This is a genomic window from Streptomyces sp. JK94, assembly GCF_053613315.1.
This window is the reverse complement of the sequence record NZ_JBSICH010000012.1, coordinates 38,941-56,749: the sequence shown is the minus strand read 5'-3', so window position 1 is coordinate 56,749 and position 17,809 is coordinate 38,941. Positions and strand designations below refer to the sequence as shown.

General features: G+C 73.2%; 20 protein-coding genes and 1 pseudogene. 9 read left to right on the top strand and 12 right to left on the bottom strand.

The genetic code is table 11. The features are described 5' to 3' along the window. Positions 1-130: 130 nt before the first annotated feature. Positions 131-1,150 carry a DUF8017 domain-containing protein gene (locus ACVV2G_RS12195; protein WP_453842682.1) on the top strand — a complete coding sequence of 340 codons (1,020 nt, stop codon included), beginning with the start codon at positions 131-133 and terminating at the stop codon, positions 1,148-1,150. A 24-nt stretch (positions 1,151-1,174) separates the two neighbouring features. On the opposite strand, the gene ACVV2G_RS12190 is transcribed toward ACVV2G_RS12195, so the two are convergent. After that, a complete protein-coding gene (locus tag ACVV2G_RS12190) occupies positions 1,175-2,020 on the bottom strand; it encodes a spermidine synthase (protein ID WP_453842681.1) in 846 nt (281 codons plus the stop codon). 289 nt (positions 2,021-2,309) lie between these two features. Then, positions 2,310-3,032, bottom strand: a complete 723-nt coding sequence (locus ACVV2G_RS12185; RefSeq protein WP_453842680.1) for a DNA alkylation repair protein — start codon at positions 3,030-3,032, stop codon at positions 2,310-2,312. A 49-nt stretch (positions 3,033-3,081) separates the two neighbouring features. Here ACVV2G_RS12185 and ACVV2G_RS12180 point away from each other — a divergent pair, with 49 nt between their 5' ends. The 3 genes from ACVV2G_RS12180 to ACVV2G_RS12170 all read left to right on the top strand — a co-directional run bounded on the left by ACVV2G_RS12180 (position 3,082) and on the right by ACVV2G_RS12170 (position 5,180). Further along, positions 3,082-3,870 carry a TVP38/TMEM64 family protein gene (locus ACVV2G_RS12180; protein ID WP_453842679.1) on the top strand — a complete coding sequence of 263 codons (789 nt, stop codon included), beginning with the start codon at positions 3,082-3,084 and terminating at the stop codon, positions 3,868-3,870. Positions 3,871-4,061: 191 nt separating this feature from the next. Further along, entirely contained in the window at positions 4,062-4,937 is an 876-nt protein-coding gene (locus ACVV2G_RS12175; RefSeq protein ID WP_453842678.1) for an undecaprenyl-diphosphate phosphatase, read from the top strand. Between the two features lie 63 nt (positions 4,938-5,000). After that, positions 5,001-5,180: a hypothetical protein gene (locus ACVV2G_RS12170; protein WP_453842677.1), complete on the top strand. Its 180-nt coding sequence runs from the start codon at positions 5,001-5,003 to the stop codon at positions 5,178-5,180. A 75-nt stretch (positions 5,181-5,255) separates the two neighbouring features. Here ACVV2G_RS12170 and ACVV2G_RS12165 read toward each other — a convergent pair whose 3' ends face one another. Further along, positions 5,256-5,996, bottom strand: coding sequence for an SDR family NAD(P)-dependent oxidoreductase (locus ACVV2G_RS12165; protein ID WP_453842676.1), 741 nt, complete (start codon positions 5,994-5,996; stop codon positions 5,256-5,258). Positions 5,997-6,175: 179 nt separating this feature from the next. On the opposite strand from ACVV2G_RS12165, the gene lnt reads away from it, so the two are divergent. After that, entirely contained in the window at positions 6,176-7,750 is a 1,575-nt protein-coding gene (gene lnt / locus ACVV2G_RS12160; protein WP_453842675.1) for an apolipoprotein N-acyltransferase, read from the top strand. On the opposite strand, the gene ACVV2G_RS12155 is transcribed toward lnt, so the two are convergent. Together ACVV2G_RS12155 and ACVV2G_RS12150 are read right to left on the bottom strand one after the other, a co-directional pair. Further along, positions 7,674-8,579 carry a Gfo/Idh/MocA family protein gene (locus ACVV2G_RS12155; RefSeq protein ID WP_453842674.1) on the bottom strand — a complete coding sequence of 302 codons (906 nt, stop codon included), beginning with the start codon at positions 8,577-8,579 and terminating at the stop codon, positions 7,674-7,676. The two genes, lnt and ACVV2G_RS12155, sit on opposite strands and share 77 nt — an antisense overlap. Positions 8,580-8,598: 19 nt before the next feature. Then, positions 8,599-8,947 (bottom strand): annotated as a pseudogene (locus ACVV2G_RS12150) (monooxygenase); the annotation flags it as partial. Here ACVV2G_RS12150 and ACVV2G_RS12145 point away from each other — a divergent pair. The 3 genes from ACVV2G_RS12145 (at position 8,837) to ACVV2G_RS12135 (ending at position 10,326) form a co-directional block, all read left to right on the top strand. After that, positions 8,837-9,145 (top strand): hypothetical protein, encoded by a 309-nt coding sequence (locus ACVV2G_RS12145; RefSeq protein WP_453842841.1) that lies wholly within the window; start codon positions 8,837-8,839, stop codon positions 9,143-9,145. The pseudogene ACVV2G_RS12150 and the gene ACVV2G_RS12145 overlap by 111 nt on opposite strands. Positions 9,146-9,199: 54 nt before the next feature. After that, on the top strand, positions 9,200-9,712 hold the full coding sequence (locus ACVV2G_RS12140) for a DinB family protein (protein WP_453842673.1): 513 nt from the start codon (positions 9,200-9,202) through the stop codon (positions 9,710-9,712). Positions 9,713-9,825: 113 nt separating this feature from the next. Next, positions 9,826-10,326: a hypothetical protein gene (locus ACVV2G_RS12135; protein ID WP_453842672.1), complete on the top strand. Its 501-nt coding sequence runs from the start codon at positions 9,826-9,828 to the stop codon at positions 10,324-10,326. A gap of 79 nt (positions 10,327-10,405) precedes the next feature. Here ACVV2G_RS12135 and ACVV2G_RS12130 read toward each other — a convergent pair whose 3' ends face one another. From ACVV2G_RS12130 to fabG, 5 genes are all read right to left on the bottom strand, one after another. Beyond that, positions 10,406-10,948, bottom strand: a complete 543-nt coding sequence (locus ACVV2G_RS12130; protein WP_453842671.1) for a hypothetical protein — start codon at positions 10,946-10,948, stop codon at positions 10,406-10,408. Positions 10,949-11,070: 122 nt separating this feature from the next. Then, positions 11,071-11,754 (bottom strand): uracil-DNA glycosylase, encoded by a 684-nt coding sequence (gene ung / locus ACVV2G_RS12125; RefSeq protein ID WP_453842670.1) that lies wholly within the window; start codon positions 11,752-11,754, stop codon positions 11,071-11,073. An 82-nt stretch (positions 11,755-11,836) separates the two neighbouring features. After that, positions 11,837-13,423: an ABC transporter substrate-binding protein gene (locus tag ACVV2G_RS12120; RefSeq protein WP_453842669.1), complete on the bottom strand. Its 1,587-nt coding sequence runs from the start codon at positions 13,421-13,423 to the stop codon at positions 11,837-11,839. A 209-nt stretch (positions 13,424-13,632) separates the two neighbouring features. After that, a complete protein-coding gene (locus ACVV2G_RS12115) occupies positions 13,633-14,394 on the bottom strand; it encodes an SDR family oxidoreductase (RefSeq protein WP_453842668.1) in 762 nt (253 codons plus the stop codon). Positions 14,395-14,422: 28 nt separating this feature from the next. Then, positions 14,423-15,184, bottom strand: a complete 762-nt coding sequence (gene fabG, locus ACVV2G_RS12110) for a 3-oxoacyl-ACP reductase FabG (protein WP_453842667.1) — start codon at positions 15,182-15,184, stop codon at positions 14,423-14,425. 270 nt (positions 15,185-15,454) lie between these two features. On the opposite strand from fabG, the gene ACVV2G_RS12105 reads away from it, so the two are divergent. Continuing rightward, the gene (locus tag ACVV2G_RS12105; RefSeq protein ID WP_453842666.1) at positions 15,455-16,528 is read left to right on the top strand and encodes a hypothetical protein; all 1,074 of its coding nucleotides are present in this window, start codon (positions 15,455-15,457) and stop codon (positions 16,526-16,528) included. Positions 16,529-16,547: 19 nt separating this feature from the next. Here the strand turns inward: ACVV2G_RS12105 and ACVV2G_RS12100 are convergent, their stop codons facing one another. Both ACVV2G_RS12100 and ACVV2G_RS12095 read right to left on the bottom strand, forming a co-directional pair. Next, complete coding sequence (locus ACVV2G_RS12100; protein WP_453842665.1) at positions 16,548-16,931, bottom strand: DUF3037 domain-containing protein; 384 nt, start codon at positions 16,929-16,931, stop codon at positions 16,548-16,550. Further along, on the bottom strand, positions 16,928-17,689 hold the full coding sequence (locus ACVV2G_RS12095) for a HipA family kinase (protein ID WP_453842664.1): 762 nt from the start codon (positions 17,687-17,689) through the stop codon (positions 16,928-16,930). Before ACVV2G_RS12095 ends, ACVV2G_RS12100 begins: the two co-directional genes overlap by 4 nt. Positions 17,690-17,809: the final 120 nt, after the last annotated feature.

Here is a 17,809-nt window from a genome sequence, read left to right as displayed (position 1 = left end):
CCTCGGAGCCGGCCCGCGTCCGTCCGTGCCGTTGGAGGACCCGCACCGGCCGAGCGTTCACGACTTCGGTACGTCCCTGACAAGGGCCGGTGACCGAATCGTGTCCTGCGCGGCATTAGGGTGACTGCTCATGTGGCCAGGACAGCAGCCGCCCGGGGGCGAGCAGAACCCGCAGCACAATCCGTACCAGCAGCCGGGGTACCAGCAGCCGAATCCGTACCAGCAGCCCGGCTACCAGCAGCAGCCCGGTCCCTACGGGCAGCAGCAGTGGAATGCTCCGCAGCCGGCCGGAGCCCCTCAGCCGTCGCCGGGCGGTGGCGGTGGCGGCAACCGGACCAAGGTGGTCGCGATCGTCGCGGCCCTCGCCGTGGTGGTGGCCGCCGGTGTCACCGGTTTCCTGGTCCTGGGCGGTGACAAGGGCGACCAGGCGGACGACGGCAAGGACACCAAGCCGTCGGCCAGCGCTTCCGCGACCCAGTCCGAGGACCCGTCCGCCGAGCCGAGTACTTCCGGCGGTGAGGACAACCCGCGGGGCGGCGACGGGCTGGAGGCGACCGTGGACGGCTGGAAGGTCGTCGCCAACCCCCGCTTCGGCACCATGTTCGACGTGCCCGCGGACTGGGAGATCGACAGCACGGACACCAGTGTCGGCTTCGAGTGGGAAGAGGACGGCGAGATCGAGCGCACGACCGTCACCGCCCCGGCCTACCTGAAGTCCGAGTGGTGCACGACCGACGAGAACAAGGACGGCCGCGAGGAGAGCACCTCCCTCGCGACCGCGGGCACACGTGGTGAGAGCGGCGCCAAGGACTCCGACCAGGCGGCCGAGACGCGGGTGCCGTGGTGGATCTACGGCGGTTTCACCGAGCCGGACAAGAAGAGCGTGAAGTACGGCAAGGTGAAGCCGTACACCACGGCCTCCGGCATCGAGGGCAGCGTCATCACGGCGCACTCGGAGGGCGCGCCCAAGAAGGGCAAGTGCGACACCGAGGGCAAGGCGATCACCTTCGCGTTCAAGAACGGCGCGGGCGACTTCGTCACCTGGAACCTCTACGGCGCCAAGGGCGTCGACGAGGAGATCCCGGAGGCGACGGTCCAGAAGATCCTGAGCACCGTGCGCCTGACCGAGGCCCCGCCGACCGACTCGTAGGCCCGGCGGCGCCGCGTGCGCCGCTCAGCCGATGCCGAACGCGCCGGCGGGAGGCTCGGGCGACGGCACGGCGTCCTCGTCCCGTACCGGCCGCGCGTCGCCGATGAAGTCCCGCAGGCCGGGCCCGTGCTCGACCCTGGCCGGAAAGGCGTCGGCGGCGGTGCGCCGGGCGAGAGCCGCCGTGTCGATCGGCCGGTGCGCGGCGACGAGGACCACGTTGCCGAAGCGCCGCCCGCGCAGCACCCCCGGTTCGGCGATCATCGCCAGCTCTCCGAAGAACGAGGCGAACGAGGCCAGTTGGGCGCGCAGGAAGCCGAACGGCGCCCCGTCGGCCAGGTTGGCCACGTACACTCCGTCGGCGCGCAGCACCCGTGCCGCCTCCCGGGCGTAGGCGACCGAGGTCAGGTGCGCGGGCACCCGGGAGCCCCCGAAGACGTCGGCGACCAGGACGTCGGCCGAGTCCGAGGGGGCGGCTTCCAGCCAGGCGCGGGCGTCGGCGTCGTGCGCGGTGACGCCGGCGCCGTCCGGGAGCGGCAGGTGCTCGGCGACCAGGTCCAGCAGGGCCCGGTCGGCCTCCACGACGTCCTGCCGCGAGCCGGGCCGGGTCGCGGCGACGTACCGCGGCAGGGTCAACGCGCCACCGCCGAGGTGCAGCACGTCCAGCGCACGCCCCGCCTCGGCCACCGTGTCCAGGACGTGGCCGAGCCGGCGCGTGTACTCGAACTCCAGGTGCGCGGGCTCGTCCAGGTCGACGTACGACTGCGGGGCCCCGTCGACGGTGAGCAGCCAGGCCCGCCTCCGGTCGACGTCGGGCATGAGCTTGGCGGTGCCGTGGTCGGTGACGCGGCTGACGGGTACGGCTTCGTTCACGCCCTCATTGTGCCCGCGGTGGGGGACATGGCGCTCCCTCGTGGCGGAGACGGGACCCCGGTGCCCGGCGGGCCCTCGCCTGCGGGGTCGCCGGGCGGTCCGGGGAGGGCCGGCTTCGGGCGCCGTCGACGGCGGCCGGGCACGAGGGGGCGGCAGGCTTCGGGGCGTCCCCGACCGCGGATGCCGCCAGGTGGGAGGCGTACCGGACCACGAGGCCGATCCTCGCCGACGCCCTGCGCCGCGTCGCACGGGCTGCGCGGCGCGGGAGTTGGAGTGCCGGCCCGGTCCGCTACGGGCCGGTGTTCCGCAGCGCCTCCCGCACCGACAGGGGGGCGAGGCGCCGTCCGTGCTCGGCCACGAAGGCGCGGACGGCGTCCGGGCCGGTCCTGGCGTACTCGCGCAGACACCAGCCGATGGCCTTGCGGACGAAGAAGTCGTCGTGGCCGCCCTGGCGCAGGCAGTAGGAGAAGAGGCGGCCGGTGTCGGTGCGCTCCTTGTACCGCAGTTGGTGGAGCAGGGCCGCACGGACCAGCCGGCGGTCCGCGTCCCCGATCCAGGCGTCCGTCTCGGCCGTGAGGTCGCGATCGGCCGCGACCAGTCCTCCCACCACGTGTACGGAGAGCGGGTCGACGGTGTCCCACCAGGAGACCGTGGTGAGCAGATGCCGGACCACCGGCAGGAGTCCGGACGAGCATTTCGTCACATGCCGGCGCAGGAGGTCGACGGCGAAGTAGTGGTACTCGCGCTCGGGCAGCCGCCGGCAGCGCAGGGCGATCGCGGCGAGGTCCGGCTCGCCGGGACGGGGCACCCCCGCCAGGACGGTGCGGGACAGGGCACGTCGATCAGGGGAGGTCAGCCCCAGGAAGGGAGCCGCGTCCCGCATGTACGCCCGCAGGGCGGCGGCCCGTTCGGGGTCGGCCGCGGCGGCGTACACGGACGTGAGCCGCTCCACCACGGTGTCGGCGAGCGGGCTGTGCGGCACGTCCGGAAGTCCCCTGGCTGTGACGCTCATGAGACGCACCATACGGCGATCACACACATATGTCGGTTAGTGTCACCGGATGTTCGATGCCACCACCCGCTCTGGGGGCACCGCCACGGTCTCACCCCGGACCGCCGCAACGGAGCTCGCCGTCGTCACGGTCGCCGGACCGGTCCCGCCGGCCGCGCCGACCGGTTTCACCGCCCGCCTGACGAGAGTCGTGCTCTCCCCGTGGTCCCGGCTCTCCCTGCTCGTCGCCCTGCTGGCCTCGGCGGCGACGGCGGTCCTGCTGCTGCGGCCGCAGGAGTTGCTGACCGACGGGTGGCCGCCGCAGCTCGGCGGGGCCACGGCGGCGGTCGCGTACGCGGTGGCGTACGGGCTGTGCACCGTCGCCTTCGTCCCGCGTCCGCTGCTGAACCTGGCCGCCGGTGCCCTGTTCGGCGCACAGCTGGGCCTCGCGTCGGCTCTGGCGGGGACGGTGCTCGGCGCCGGGATCGCCTTCTGCCTGGGCCGGGTGCTGGGCCAGGAGGCGCTCCGTCCGCTCCTGCGGGGCAAGTGGCTGAAGGCCGCGGACGGGCAGCTCAGCCGGCACGGTTTCCGTTCGATGCTGGCGGCCCGGCTGTTCCCCGGGGTGCCCTTCGCCGCCGCCAACTACTGCGCGGCCGTCTCCCGCATGGGCCTGCCGCCCTTCCTGCTGGCGACGGCGCTCGGGTCCGTCCCCAACACCGCCGCCTACGTCGTCGCCGGGGCCCGCGCCTCGACGCCCACGTCGCCGGCCTTCCTCATCGCGCTGGCGTGCATCGCCCTGCCGGGCCTGGCGGGCGCGGTGGTGGCCTGGCGCAAGCGGCACCGGCTGCGGGGGCGCTGACGGAGCGCCCGTTCCGCCGGGCCGGGCCCTGACCGGTCCGACGCCGCGTGGGTGCCCTCCCACCCCCGTGGGCTGATCTTCACTTCGGGACGCTACGCTGCCCCTCGGCACGCCAGATCCTGATCACCGCGCACGGCGGTTCGGTGTGTCCATCGACCGTTTCTCGATCGGCACTTGGACTCCGTAACCTCATGTCTTGGTTTGAATCCCTCATCCTCGGACTCGTCCAGGGGCTGACCGAGTTCCTCCCCGTGTCCTCCAGCGCGCACCTGCGCCTGACCGCGGCGTTCTCCGGCTGGCACGACCCGGGCGCGGCGTTCACGGCGATCACGCAGATCGGCACCGAGGCCGCCGTGCTCATCTACTTCCGCAAGGACATCGGGCGGATCCTCGCGGCGTGGACCCGGTCACTCACCGACAAGTCGATGCGTCACGACCCCGACGCCCGGATGGGCTGGCTCGTGATCGTCGGCTCGATCCCGATCGGCGTGCTCGGCCTGACCCTCAAGGACCAGATCGAGGGGCCGTTCCGGGACCTGCGGATCACGGCGACCATGCTGATCGTCGTGGGCGTCATCATCGGCATCGCGGACCGCAGGGCCGCACGGGACGAGAAGGGCGGCCGGCACCGCGCGCCCCAGCAGCGCAAGGAACTGGACAACCTGACCGTCCGGGACGGCCTGATCTACGGCCTCTGCCAGGCGGCGGCCCTCATCCCCGGCGTCTCCCGCTCCGGAGCCACCATCAGCGGCGGGCTCTTCATGGGCTACCGGCGTGAGGCGGCGGCCCGGTACTCGTTCCTGCTCGCCATCCCGGCGGTGCTCGCCTCCGGTCTCTTCGAGCTCAAGGACGCGATGGAGAACGACCACGTCTCCTGGGGACCGACGCTGTTCGCGACGGTGATCGCGTTCGCCACCGGGTACGCGGTCATCGCATGGTTCATGAAGTTCATCTCGACCAAGAGCTTCATGCCGTTCGTCTGGTACCGCATCGCGCTCGGCATCGTCATCATCGTCCTGGTCACGGCGGGCGTCCTCAGCCCGCACGCCGCGGAGTCGGCCGGCTGACCGAACCCGTCTGTGTAGCCGTCCGGTAGCGCACTGTCAGTGCTTGCCCCTAGGCTTGCCCGCATGTCCCCCGATTCCATGATGCGTGCTTCCGTGCGGTCCGCCGCGGAGCTGAACGACCAGATCCGTGCGCTGTGGCGGCGTGCGGGCGGCTCCCTGTCGGCGCAGGAGCGCGTGGAGTACGAGTTGCTGGTGGTCGAGTGGGCGTCCGCGATCCGCGGTGAGGTCATCGAGGCGGCCTGACCGGCCCGGCCGCGCCCGCCCTCCGCTCACCCGCGCCCGACGGCGCGTGAAAGGCCGTCGGCCCGGAGGCCGGCGTCAGCGTCCGCCGGCCACCCGCAGCACCGTGCCCGTCGTGTACGAGGCGTCCGGCGACATCAGCCAGGAGATCGCCGCCGCGATCTCCTCCGGCCGGCCCGGCCGGCCCAGCGGGACGGCGGACCCCATCTCCCACGCCCGGTCCGGGGCGCCCATCGCGGCGTGCATCCCGGTGTCGATGACCCCGGGCGCGACCGCGTTGACGCGGACCCCGTCCGGGCCCAGTTCCTTGGCCAGCCCCACGGTCAGGGCGTCGACACCCGCCTTGGTCGCCGCGTAGTGCACGTACTCCCCCGGACTGCCGATGGTCGCGGCGCCCGACGACACGTTCACGATCGACCCGCTCCCCCGCGCGGACATCAGCTGCGCGGCCCGCCGGGAACACAGCAGCACGCCCAGCAGATTGACGTCGAGGACCCGGCGCAGGTCCGCGGTGTCGCTGTCCGCCAGCCGCCCCAGCGGGCCGGTCACCGCCGCGTTGTTCACCAGTCCCGTCACCGGCCCGAGACGTTCCTCCGCCACCTCGAAGAGCCGGTCGACGTCGGCCTCGACCGACGTGTCGGCCCGCACCGCGGCAGCCCGGCCGCCGGCCTCGCGCACCCCGGCCACGACCGCCTCGGCGGCCGCCGGGTCCCGTACGTAGCCCACGACGACGTCGTGCCCGTCCGCCGCGAGACGCAGACAGGCCGCCGCGCCGATTCCCCGGCTGCCACCGGTGACCACCGTGAGGGGACGCTCCATGAGTACCTCCAGCAGAAGAACGTGCGGCCGGCACGTCCGACCCCGCGCCACCCGTTTGATCGATCATCGATCATTCTAGGCGAGGCTCCGTCTCCCGGGAACCGGACATCCCAGTGATCAACTGCGATCCGTCCTCGCGGAAGCGCACACTGAAGGCACCACGGGGCAGGGAGGCGCCCATGAAGACGCTCGACCGCTGGACGGCCTCCCCGTGGCGACGCTCGGGCACCGCCGTGCTGGCCGGCGCGCTCCCCGTACTGGCCTTTCCGGGGCCGGCCCTGTGGTGGTGGGCGTGGTTCGCCCTGGTGCCCTGGCTGCTGCTGGTCCGGGCCGCTCCGGGCGGGCGGCGGGCGGCGTACGACGGGTGGTGCGGCGGGTTCGGCTTCATGCTGGTCATGCACCACTGGCTGCTGCCCCACCTGCACGTGTTCACGTTCGTCGTCGCCGCGCTGCTCGGCGCGCTCTGGGCGCCCTGGGGCTGGCTGGTGCACCGGCTGCTGGGCGGAACGCCCTCGCTCCACAGGGCCGGGACGGCGCTCGTGGTGCTGCCCTCGGGGTGGCTGGCGGTGGAGCTGGTCCGCTCCTGGGAGGGGCTCGGCGGGCCCTGGGGCGTGCTCGGCGCGAGCCAGTGGCAGGTGACGCCGGCGCTGCGGCTCGCGTCGGTGGGCGGGGTGTGGCTGCTGAGCTTCCTCGTGGTGGCCGTCAACGTCGCCGTCGCCGTGCTCGTCGGTGTACGCCGGGCCCGGACGCCCGCCCTGGCCGGGCTCGTCGCCACCGCGGCCGCCGCCTCCGCGGCCTGGGTCTGGTCACCGCGCCCCGAGACCGACGAGCGCGCCGCGATCGCCGTCGTCCAGCCCGGCGTCGTCAGCGGGGCGGACAGCGCCGACCGGCGCTTCGACCGGGAGGAGCGGCTGACCCGCCGGCTCGCCGGCCGGGACCTCGACCTGATCGTCTGGGGCGAGAGCAGCGTCGGCTTCGACCTGGACGACCGGCCCGACCTGGCCCGGCGGCTCGCGGTGCTGTCCCGGGAGACCGGCGCGGGCATCCTGGTCAACGTGGACGCACGCCGCTCCGACAAGCCCGGCATCTACAAGAGTTCGGTGCTCGTCGGCCCGGACGGCCCGACCGGCGACCGGTACGACAAGATGCGGCTCGTCCCGTTCGGGGAGTACGTCCCGGCCCGTTCCCTGCTCGGCTGGGCCACCTCCGTCGGTGAGGCGGCGGGCGAGGACCGCAGGCGGGGCACCGAGCAGGTCGTCATGGACCTCGGGGACGGGCTGCGGGTGGGGCCGATGGTCTGCTTCGAGAGCGCGTTCCCCGACATGAGCCGCCGACTGGCCGCCGGCGGGGCCCGGGTGCTGCTCGCCCAGTCGTCGACGTCGACCTTCCAGCGCACCTGGGCGCCCGCGCAGCACGCCTCACTGGCCGCGCTGCGCGCCGCCGAGACCGGCCGGCCGATGGTGCACGCGACCCTGACCGGGGCCTCCGCCGTCTACGACGCGAACGGCACGCGGATCGGCTCGTGGCTCGGCACGGACGCGAGTGCGTCGCGCGTCTACGAGGTGCCGCTCACGCACGGCAGCACGCCGTACGTCCGCCACGGCGACTGGGCGCCGCACGCGGCACTGCTGGTCCTCGGGGCCTGGGCCGCCGCCGAGGGCGTACGGGCGGTGCGGTTCAGGCGGAACGCTCCAGTACCGCCCGTACCACCCGCTCGCACAGCTCATGGGTCTCCAGCGCGTCCCGGGCGCTGAGCACCTCGCCGGCGCGCACGGCGTCGAGGAAGGCGAGCACCGCCTGCTCGATCCCGCGCTGGCGGGCCACCGGGACCCAGTCGCCGCGCCGCCGCACGGTCGGCTGGCCCTTGTGGTCGATCACCTCGGCGAGGTTGACCACCTGGCGCTTGGTGTCCTGGCCGGAGACCTCCAGGATCTCCTCCGCCGATCCGCTGAGCCGGTTCATGACGCCGAGCGCGGTGAAGCCGTCCCCGGCGAGCTGGAGGACGACGTGGTGGAGCAGGCCGTTCTCGACGCGGGCCCGTACGGTCACGTCGTCGACCGGGCCGGGCACCAGGAAGCGCAGGGTGTCGACGACGTGGATGAAGTCGTCGAGGATCATCGTGCGCGGGTCCTCGGGCAGGCCGGTGCGGTTCTTCTGCATGAGGATCAGCTCGCGCGGGTGCTCCGCGCACTGGGCGTATCCGGGGGCGTGGCGCCGGTTGAAGCCGACGGCGAGGCCGGTGTTCCGTTCCTCGGCGAGGGTCACCAGCCGTCGGGAGCCGGCGAGTTCGTAGGCGAGCGGCTTGTCGACGTAGGTCGGGACGCCGGCCTCCAGCAGCCGCGTCACGATCTCCGGGTGGACGGCCGTCGGCGCGTGCACGAAGGCGGCGTCGAGATTCTCGGCGAGGAGGGAGCCGAGGTCGGCGTGGCGCTGTCCGGGCGCAAGACGGAGGCCGTCGGCGACGCGGGTGAGCGTCGCGGGGGTGCGCGTCTGCGCGTGCAGCTCGATGCCGGGCAGGGCGGCGAGCACCGGCAGGTAGGCCTTCTGCGCGATGTCGCCGAGTCCGATGCAGCCGACCTTCACGGGGTGTGCTCCTCTTGCGCTCGCCGACCTGGGTGTGCTGGGCAGCATACGGGGGCTGCGGGGGGTGCCAGTCGGCGACGCCGTCGAAGCTCCGCAGGAACAGGGCCGGCCGGACCTCGGGGAGGGCGGTGACCGCGGTGTCGTGCGGGGCGGTCCCCGGCGCGGCCGGTCGTCAGGTTGAGCCGGGCGACCCGGACGGCCCGGACGGCCTGGCGGGCGACGGCCGTGGTGCGGGGCAGGCGCGCGGCGGTGCAGGCGTGGACCCGGCCGACCTTGAGGGGGTGCGTGCCCCGGACGCGGCCCCGGCCCCAGGTCTCGTGGGAGGCGAACGCGACGCCGGGCAGCGGGACCACGAGCCGCCAGGTGGTGCGGCGGGCGCCCGCTTCCGGGACCAACCGGGCGCCCTCGTCACCACCGTGGGCTCGCCCGGCCCGGCGCGGCACGTGCTGTCGGTGGTCGCCTGGGCGGACGGGCCGATGTTCAGCTGCGTGGCCGGGGCCCTCCACGCCGAGGTACCCGGACCGGCGGAGGTGCGGGCGGGGCTGCGCGAGGTGTGGGCGGCATGATCGGGGACTCAAAAATCCCTGGTGGGAGGAGAGGGGGTGGGCGAGGATGCGGGCATGACGACCGAACGCCGCGAACCCGTCCCCGACCTCGACGAGCGCGCCATGCTGGAGGGCTGGCTGGAGTACCACCGGCAGACGCTGGCGTGGAAGTGCGAGGGCCTCACCGACGCCCAGCTCCGGACCGCCGCCGTCGCCCCCTCCACGTTGTCCCTGATGGGGCTGGTGCGGCACATGGCCGAGGTGGAGCGCAGCTGGTACCGCAGGGTGCTGGCGGACGAGGACGCGGAGCCGATCCACTACTCCGACGCGGACCCGGACGGCGAGTTCCGTCTGACCGAGGCGGACACCTTCGCCGAGGCCCACGCCACCTGGCAGGCCGAGATCGAGGCGGCCCGGCGCAACGCGGCCGGCGTCCCCCTCGACGAACCGACCCGGGGCAGGCACCGGCACACCGGTGAGCGCTACACCCTGCGCTGGATCCACACCCACATGATCGAGGAGTACGCGCGACACAACGGGCACGCCGATCTGATCCGCGAACGCCTCGACGGCGCCACGGGAGACTGACGTCACCCTCGGCGGCGCCCGGGGCCGCCGTACGGGGCCGGAGATCACCCGTGCGGGGCAACCTCCGCCGGTCCGGCGCCGCGTCCGGGGTCCGAACCACCAGAGTGGCGCGGGTGCATCGAACGACGACCACCGCAACGCTCCTGCTGACCATGGCCGTCTCGACCCTGGCCGGCTGTACGACGGTCCGCGGTCCGGCCTCGGCCGACCCGCCGGCGGCCGGCGTCCACTCGTCCGCGCCGCGCCCGGACGGACCGGCCCAGCCGCGCGTCGTGCAGGCCCCGGCCCGTGAGGCGCTGGAGATGACCGGCCCCTCCCGCACCCCCGGCCACGCGTCCGGCGAACCGCGGCGCACGGCGCCCCCGGCCGCCCTGCCCCGGCCCACGCCGCCGGCCGCCCGCCGTGAACGGCAGCCGCGGCCCGCCCGCCCCGAGGCGCCGAAGCGGCCGCACCCGCCCTCGCGGCCCGGCGCCGAGATGCCCGCCGGTCCTGAGACGCCGCCCCGCACGGACACCGGCGCGAACGCGGACGTGTGCTCCCTGGGCAAGCAGTACGGCGGCTGGCGCCCCGGCAGCCCGGAAGCCGTCATCTGCGAGCAGGCGTACGGACACTGAGGTCCCGCCCGCCCACGACGACCGGCACGCGCGAGGCGTACCGCGACGACGTACCGCGACGGCGGCCGGGCCGGGCCGGCTAGGACCGGCGGCGCGGCGGTCCCCACCACCCGTCGGGCCGGTCGGGACCCTCCGTGGCGGGGCCGGCGGCGGCCAGCCGGGCCTCCAGCCGGTCGATCGCCGTGCGTACGCCCTCGCCGTAGCGGTCGGGGGCGAGGGACTCGGCGGCGCCGCGGGCCCGCCGCAGGTGCAGGCGGGCGGCCTCGCGGTGGCCGAGCCGGTCGTAGTCGGCGGCCAGGTTCAGGTGCAGCGACGGGTAGAGGGCACGCGCGGCGAGCGCACCCTCCCGCCGGTCGGCGGGCCGGTCCCGCGTGAGTTCCTCGGCGGCCGACAACGCCCGCAGGTCCCAGGCCAGTTCGTCCCCCGGATCGTCCTGGGTGTCGGCCAGGTAATGGGCCAGGGTGCAGCGGTGCAGCGGGTCGCCGTGCTCGCCGATCTCCGCCCACAGACCGAGGAAGCGGTGCCGGGCCTCCTCGCGGTCGCCCGCGTGGTGCAGCATGACGACCTGCCCGATCCGCGTCAGCACGGCGTCCGGCGCCGTCTGCTCCTGTCCCTTGGTCACCGCGTCCTCCGTGCCCGTCGTCGGCTGTCCCCGACGACGCTAACCGCACATACCGGCGATCCCGGTCAGGCGGCCCGTGACGCGCGCGGGCCGCTCCGCGACCGGCCGGGCCCACCTCCGGATCAGCCCAGGTCGGGAATGGTCCAGTCGATCGGCTCGTGGCCCTGCCTCGCGACCGCCTCGTTGATCTGCGTGAAGGGGCGGGAGCCGAAGAACTTCTTCGCCGACAGCGGCGAGGGGTGCGCGCCCTTGACCACCACGTGCCGCGTCTCGTCGATCAGCGGCAGTTTCTTCTGCGCGTAGTTGCCCCACAGCACGAACACCGCCGGGTCGCTCCGGTCGGCCACCGCACGGATCACCGCGTCGGTGAACAGCTCCCAGCCCCGGCCCTTGTGCGAGTTCGCCTCACCGGCCCGGACCGTGAGGACCGCGTTGAGCAGCAGGACGCCCTGCTCAGCCCAGGGCATGAGGTAGCCGTTGTCCGGGATCGGGGTGTCCAGCTCGGCGTGCATCTCCTTGTAGATGTTCCGCAGGGAGGGCGGGATCTTCACGCCCGGCCGGACCGAGAAGCACAACCCGTGGCCCTGGCCCTCGCCGTGATAGGGGTCCTGCCCGAGGACCAGCACCTTCACCTGGTCGTACGGCGTGGCCTCCAGGGCGGCGAAGACCTCCTCGCGCGGAGGATAGACGGAGCCGTTCGCCCGCTCGTCCTCGACGAACTCCGCCAGTTCCTTGAAGTAGGGCTGCTGCAGCTCGCCGCCCAGCACCTCGCGCCAGGACTCGGGCAGCATGGCGATGTCGGTCACGTCGACTTCCTTAAGGTGTGCGGTCGTTTCCAGTCCCCAGAACCTACCTGCGACCACTGACATCCCGAACCGCCGCCGGCGCCTACCAGCTGGTCTTCCGGTACAGCTGCCACATCATCATGATCGTCGAGGGGTCCATGGCCCCCTCCGCGCCCGAGATGTCCGCGTGCGCCGCCACGTACTGCTTGCCCTGCCACAGCGGCAGCAGCCGGGCGTCGTCCACGAGGATCTCCTGCGCCCGCTCGAAGTCCCGCTCCACGTTGGCGCGGTCACTCTCCCGGCGTGAGCGCGGCAGCAGTTCGCCGGTGATCTCCGGTGCGGGGTAGGGCGTGCCCAGGGCGTTCTGGTCGCCGACGAAGGGCGCGATGAAGTTCTCCGCGTCCGGGAAGTCCGGGGACCAGCCGCGTCCGAACACCGGGTACTCGCCCTTCTGGTAACCCGCGACGTACGTCTTCCACGGGCGGTTCTCGAGCGTGACCCGGAACAGCCCGGAGGACTCGAGCTGGCGCTCGATCTCCTCGAACTCCCGGCCCGTCTCCGAGCCGTAGCGGTCGGTGGTGTACCAGAGCGTGAGCGGGACGGGCTCGGTGATGCCGGCTTCGGAGAGGATCTTGCGGGCCTTGGAGACGCTCGGGTCGCCGTAGTCGTCGAAGAAGCCCGTGGTGTGCCCGGTGAGGCCCTTGGGGACCATGGAGTACAGGGGGTCGACGGTGTCCCGGTAGATCGTGTGGGCGATCGCGGCGCGGTCGACGACCTGGGCGATGGCCCGGCGCACTTCCTTCCGGCCCGCCCACGGGTCCTCGGGGTTGAAGACGAGGTAGCGGATCTCCGTGCCGCTGCCCTCGACCAGCTGGAGGTTCTCGTCCTCGCCGGTCTGCTGCTGCAGCGTGATGATGTCGTCCGCCGCGAGACCGCGGTAGGTGACCTGGATCTCCCCGTCGCGCAGCGCCTTCACCATGCCGGCGGAGTCCTTGAAGTAGCGCACGGTCACCGCGTCGTTGCGGCGTTCGGCGAAGCCCTTGTAGCGGTCGTTGCGGACCAGCTCGGCCCGCTCGCCGTCCGCGTACGACCGGAGCGCGTAGGGGCCGGAACCGACGACCTCGCCGTCCTCGCGCAGGGCGTCGGCCGGGTAGCCGCCTGGTTCGACGATCGACATGGCGGGTGTGGCGAGCACGAACGGGAAGGTGGCGTCCGGCTTGTTGAGGTGGAAGACCACTTCGCGCTCGCTCGGCGCCTGGACCCGTTCGAGGGTGCCCAGCAGGCCGGCCGGGCCACCGTTGACGTTGATCTGCTTGACCCGGTCGATCGAGTGCTTGACGGCCTGCGCGTCCAGCCGGTCCCCGTTGGAGAAGGCCAGCCCCTCGCGCAGCTCGCAACGGTAGGTCTGGTGGGAGGCGTCGGTGAAGGAGCACTGCTCGGCGGCGTCCGGCTGGGGCGCGGTCGCACCGCTGGGGTAGCTGAGCAGCGTCTGGTAGATGTTGCGGAACAGCTCCCAGGAACCGTCCCAGGAGGCGGCCGGATCGAGGGTGCTGGGGGCGCTGGTCGTCCCGACGACGATGGGCCCCTCGTCGTCCGAGCCATCGGGCGACAGGATGCCGCATCCGGTGGCCAGCGACGATATGGACACGATGGCCGCGACCCGCCGCAGGCCTCGGTTCCGGTTGAACACGCGCACGCTCCTCGATCCGCCGTACCAAGGGTCGGCAGACCATACCGCAGCACCACACCCCCTGAACCCCCTTCTGAGCAGGGGTTTTGATCATCCGGCGATGACTACGTTGTCATCTCCCCGTGGTCTCGAAACGCGGACACGGGCGCCGTTCGGTGTCGACGGCGCCCGTGCTCGTGCGCGTCCCGGCGGGACGGCGACAGTCGATATCAGGCCACACCGGCGTTCAGGAAGATGCCGCCGTCGACCACGAGGGTCTGACCGGTGACCCAGGCGGACTGCTCCGAGGTGAGGAAGGCGGCGGCGCCGCCGATGTCGGAGGGCACGCCGAGCCGGCCCAGTGGGTAGCCCGCGGCGGCCTCCTTCTCGCGGCCCTCGTAGAGGGCGGCGGCGAACTTGGTCTTCACGACGGCCGGGGCGATCGCGTTGACCCGCACGCCCGGCGCGAACTCGTGCGCGAGCTGGGCGGTGAGGTTGATCAGCGCGGCCTTGCTGACGCCGTAGGCGGCGATGAAGGGCGAGGGCGACAGGCCCGCGACGGAGGCGATGTTGACGATCGCGCCGCCGTTGTCCTTCTGCCAGGCGTGCCAGGTGCGCTGGGCGAAGCCGAGCGCCGAGATCACGTTGGTCTCGAAGACCTTGCGCGCGACGTCCAGGTCGAGGTCGGCGATCGGCCCGAACACCGGGTTGGTGCCGGCGTTGTTGACCAGGAAGTCGACGCGGCCGAAGGCGTCCATCGTGCGCTCGACGGCGACGGCCTGGTGGGCCTCGTCGTGCGCCTTGCCCGCGACGCCGATGACCCGGTCGGAGCCGAGCCTGTCGACGGCCTCCTTCAGGGCGTCCTCGTTACGGCCGGTGATGCAGACGCGGTCGCCACGCGCGACGAGCGCCTCGGCGACGCCGTAGCCGATGCCGCGGCTGGCGCCCGTGACGAGCGCGACCTTGCCGGAGAGTCCGGGAAGTTCAGTCATGTCGGTGTTCCCCAGTCTCCTGTGGTCCCTAGTCGAGCGGTCCGCCGGCCACGTACAGCACCTGGCCGGAGACGAAGCCGGCGGCCTCGCCGGTGAAGAAGGCGATGGCGTTGGCGATGTCGTCGGGCTCACCGACGCGGGCCACCGGGATCTGGGTGGCGGCGGCGGCCTTGAAGTCGTCGAAGCCCATGCCCACGCGGTCGGCGGTGGCCTTGGTCATCTCGGTGGCGATGAAGCCGGGGGCGACGGAGTTGGCGGTCACGCCGAACTTGCCGAGCTCCTTGGCGAGGGTCTTGGTGAAGCCCTGCAGACCGGCCTTGGCGGCGGAGTAGTTGACCTGGCCGCGGTTGCCCAGCGCCGAGGACGAGGACAGGTTGACGATGCGGCCGAAGCCGGCGTCCACCATGTGCTTCTGGCAGGCCTTGGACATCAGGAAGGCGCCGCGCAGGTGCACGTTCATAACGGTGTCCCAGTCCGAGACGCTCATCTTGAACAGCAGGTTGTCGCGCAGCACGCCCGCGTTGTTGACGAGGATCGTCGGCGCGCCCAGTTCCTCGGCGATCCGCGCGACGGCCGCCTCGACCTGCGCCTCGTCGGAGACGTCGCAGCCGACCGCGACGGCCTTGCCGCCGGCCGCGGTGATCTTCTCCACGGTGTCCTTGCAGGCGGCCTCGTCGAGGTCGATGACGGCGACGGCGCGGCCCTCGGCGGCCAGTCGTACGGCGGTGGCGGCACCGATGCCGCGTGCGGCTCCGGTGACGACGGCGACCCGCTGCTCAGTGGTGGACATTGCTGCTCTCCTCGTCCTGGGGATGCGGCCCATGCGGAGCGTCGCGGGGCGCCCGGTGGTGAGCGACCGCTTAGTACCTTCCGCAGACGTGACGCTAGAAGCCCTGGCACCCGGTGTCAACGGGACACCGGGCCGGTGTGATCCATTACCCGGGCCGCCGGAGGGACCACCGCGCCCGCCCCACCCGATCGGCCCAGCGCTGCGGGCCCCCGGGGCACCGGCCCCCTAGCGTCGGAGTTCGAGCCACTCGTGGCCGGAAAGGAGGCGTCCATGCGCCGTTGTACCGGTGCCGCAGGCATAGCCGTCGCGATCGCCGCGATCGTGCCGCTGGCCGACCCCGCACACGCCCAGGGAACGGGCCTTCGGCAGCCCGCCCATCCGCAGGCGTCCCAGCAGCTCGCGTCCGGCCGCGCCGCGGGCGCGCCGGACTCGTTCGTCCCCGGCTCCTTCGCCGCAGGCTTCTTGACTGCCGATTCCTTCGCCACCGACTCCTTCACCGCCGACCCGTTCGCCCCCGACTCCTTCGGCCCGGACGCCCCGGCCCCGGACGACTTCGGCGCCTACCTGCACGACGGGGGCCGGCTCGACGGGAGCGGAACCGGCGAAGGCCCGGTCGACCACGGCGGACTCGACGAGCACCGCCCCGGCCAGGGTGGCGCCGGCGGGATGCGGCCCGGCCAAGACGGCTTCGGGCAGGGCGACTTCGGAGAGGGCGACCTCGGAGAGGCCGGCTTCGGGCAGGGCGACCTCGGGCAAGGCGACTTCGGACAGGGCGACCTCGGAGAGGCCGGCTTCGGGCAAGGCGACTTCGGACAGGGCGACCTCGGAGAGGCCGGCTTCGGGCAAGGCGACTTCGGACAGGGCGACCTCGGAGAGGCCGGCTTCGGGCAGGGCGACTTCGGACAGGGCGGGATCGGAGAGGCCGGCTTCGGGCAGGGCGACTTCGGACAGGGCGGGATCGGCCTGGGCCCGTTCGACGAGGGCCGGCTCGACCTGGGCCCGTACGACCTGGGCCCGTACGACCAGGTCACAGTCGGGGCCGTCCGGGAGGCGGACGGCGGCTCGGCCGGCGGGGCACCGCCGCGGCGGGACTCGCCCCCGACGATCTCCGCGACCTCCAAACCGCGCCCCACGCCCACCGCACCGGCCCCGGTCACCACGCCCACGGCCGTACCGGGCCCCGTGTCCTCCCCGGCCGTCACGCCGACCCGCGGCACCCGGGGCGGACTGGGCGGCGCCTCGGACACGGGGCCCAGCGGCCGGGACATCGGCATCGGCGTGAGCTGCGTGGCGGGCGCCGCTCTCACCGCCGCCTTCGTGTTCAGGCGCCGTCGGCGCGCCTGACCCCGAACACGCGGGCCGCCTACCGCACCAGCAGGCCGAGGAGCCGTTCCGTCTCGGCCGCCGGGTCGGACGTGAGGCCGGTGTGGACGGGACCCGGCTGGACGATCGTCGAACGGGGGGCGATCAGCCAGCGGAACCGGCGGCCGGGGTCGTCGTGGGCCGCCTGGCCCGCCGCGTCCCCGCCGGCGCACAGGCACTCGACGGCGCCCAGCGCCGCGCGCACGCCGGGCAGGTCCACGTGCGGGTCGAGGGCCAGCAGCCTGCCCTCGTCGAGGTGGGTGCGGGCGCCGACGTAGGCCGCGGCCCGGCAGTACACGAGCACCCCGGCGTTGACGCACTCGCCGCGCTCGATGCGGGGCACGACGCGCAGCAGCGCGTACTCGAAGACGTGGCGGTCGCTCATCGGTGCCCCTCTCCCCCGACGCGTGCATGGATGGTGGCGGCCCGGGCGAGGAGGGGCCGGGCGTAGGCGCGCCGTAGCTCGTCGGGGGTGGCGAAGCCGGGCTCGTCCAGCAGCCAGGCGTCCGGGATCTCCGCGGTGACTTCGGCGAGGAGATCCTCCGTGACCAGCGGGGCGAGCACGGCGGCGGCCGAGCGGACGTCCGGCGCGAAGCGCGCGAGGGCATGGTCGGAGGCGTCGTACGGGCGGGCGGCCGAGGTCTCGGCGCCGGGCCAGTTGTGGTGCCAGATCATCGTCGCCCCGTGGTCGACGAGCCACACCTCGCCCTGCCACCGCAGCAGGTTGGGATTGCGCCAGGACCGGTCGACGTTGTTCACCAGGGCGTCGAACCACACGATCCGTCCGGCCTCCTCGGAACTCACCTCGAAGGCGAGCGGATCGAAGCCGAGGGCGCCGGAGAGGAACTCCATGCCGAGGTTGGTGCCACCGCTCGACTTGAGCAGTTCCTGCACCTGCTGGTCGGGTTCGCCGAGCCCCAGCACCGGGTCGAGGCCGACCGTCACCAGGCGCGGCATCCGGAAGCCCAGCCGACGGGCGAGTTCGCCGCAGACCACCTCGGCGACGAGCGTCTTGCGGCCCTGACCGGCGCCGGTGAACTTCAGGACGTACGTTGCGCAGTCGTCCGCCTCGACGAGACCCGGGAGCGAGCCGCCCTCACGCAGGGGGGTGATATAGCGGGTGGCGGTCACGTTTTTCAGCATTCTCGAAGCCAACCTGCTTGTCTGAGCTTGCTTTCCATGACCGTCCGCCCCTTACTTCCGGCCCCTCTGGCATGAAGTGTGCATAGTAACCGAGGGTGATCACCGGTGGGGAATGCGTCC

What these genes read in the sequence shown, in the direction of transcription:
- ACVV2G_RS12195 (WP_453842682.1), top strand. Translation starts at nt 131, where the DNA reads ATGTGGCCAGGACAGCAGCCGCCCGGGGGCGAGCAGAACCCGCAGCAC.
- ACVV2G_RS12185 (WP_453842680.1), bottom strand. Translation starts at nt 3,032, where the DNA reads ATGAGCGTCACAGCCAGGGGACTTCCGGACGTGCCGCACAGCCCGCTC.
- ACVV2G_RS12180 (WP_453842679.1), top strand. Translation starts at nt 3,082, where the DNA reads ATGTTCGATGCCACCACCCGCTCTGGGGGCACCGCCACGGTCTCACCC.
- ACVV2G_RS12175 (WP_453842678.1), top strand. Translation starts at nt 4,062, where the DNA reads ATGTCTTGGTTTGAATCCCTCATCCTCGGACTCGTCCAGGGGCTGACC.
- ACVV2G_RS12170 (WP_453842677.1), top strand. Translation starts at nt 5,001, where the DNA reads ATGTCCCCCGATTCCATGATGCGTGCTTCCGTGCGGTCCGCCGCGGAG.
- ACVV2G_RS12165 (WP_453842676.1), bottom strand. Translation starts at nt 5,996, where the DNA reads ATGGAGCGTCCCCTCACGGTGGTCACCGGTGGCAGCCGGGGAATCGGC.
- lnt (WP_453842675.1), top strand. Translation starts at nt 6,176, where the DNA reads ATGAAGACGCTCGACCGCTGGACGGCCTCCCCGTGGCGACGCTCGGGC.
- ACVV2G_RS12140 (WP_453842673.1), top strand. Translation starts at nt 9,200, where the DNA reads ATGACGACCGAACGCCGCGAACCCGTCCCCGACCTCGACGAGCGCGCC.
- ACVV2G_RS12115 (WP_453842668.1), bottom strand. Translation starts at nt 14,394, where the DNA reads ATGACTGAACTTCCCGGACTCTCCGGCAAGGTCGCGCTCGTCACGGGC.
- fabG (WP_453842667.1), bottom strand. Translation starts at nt 15,184, where the DNA reads ATGTCCACCACTGAGCAGCGGGTCGCCGTCGTCACCGGAGCCGCACGC.
- ACVV2G_RS12105 (WP_453842666.1), top strand. Translation starts at nt 15,455, where the DNA reads ATGCGCCGTTGTACCGGTGCCGCAGGCATAGCCGTCGCGATCGCCGCG.
- ACVV2G_RS12100 (WP_453842665.1), bottom strand. Translation starts at nt 16,931, where the DNA reads ATGAGCGACCGCCACGTCTTCGAGTACGCGCTGCTGCGCGTCGTGCCC.
- ACVV2G_RS12095 (WP_453842664.1), bottom strand. Translation starts at nt 17,689, where the DNA reads ATGCTGAAAAACGTGACCGCCACCCGCTATATCACCCCCCTGCGTGAG.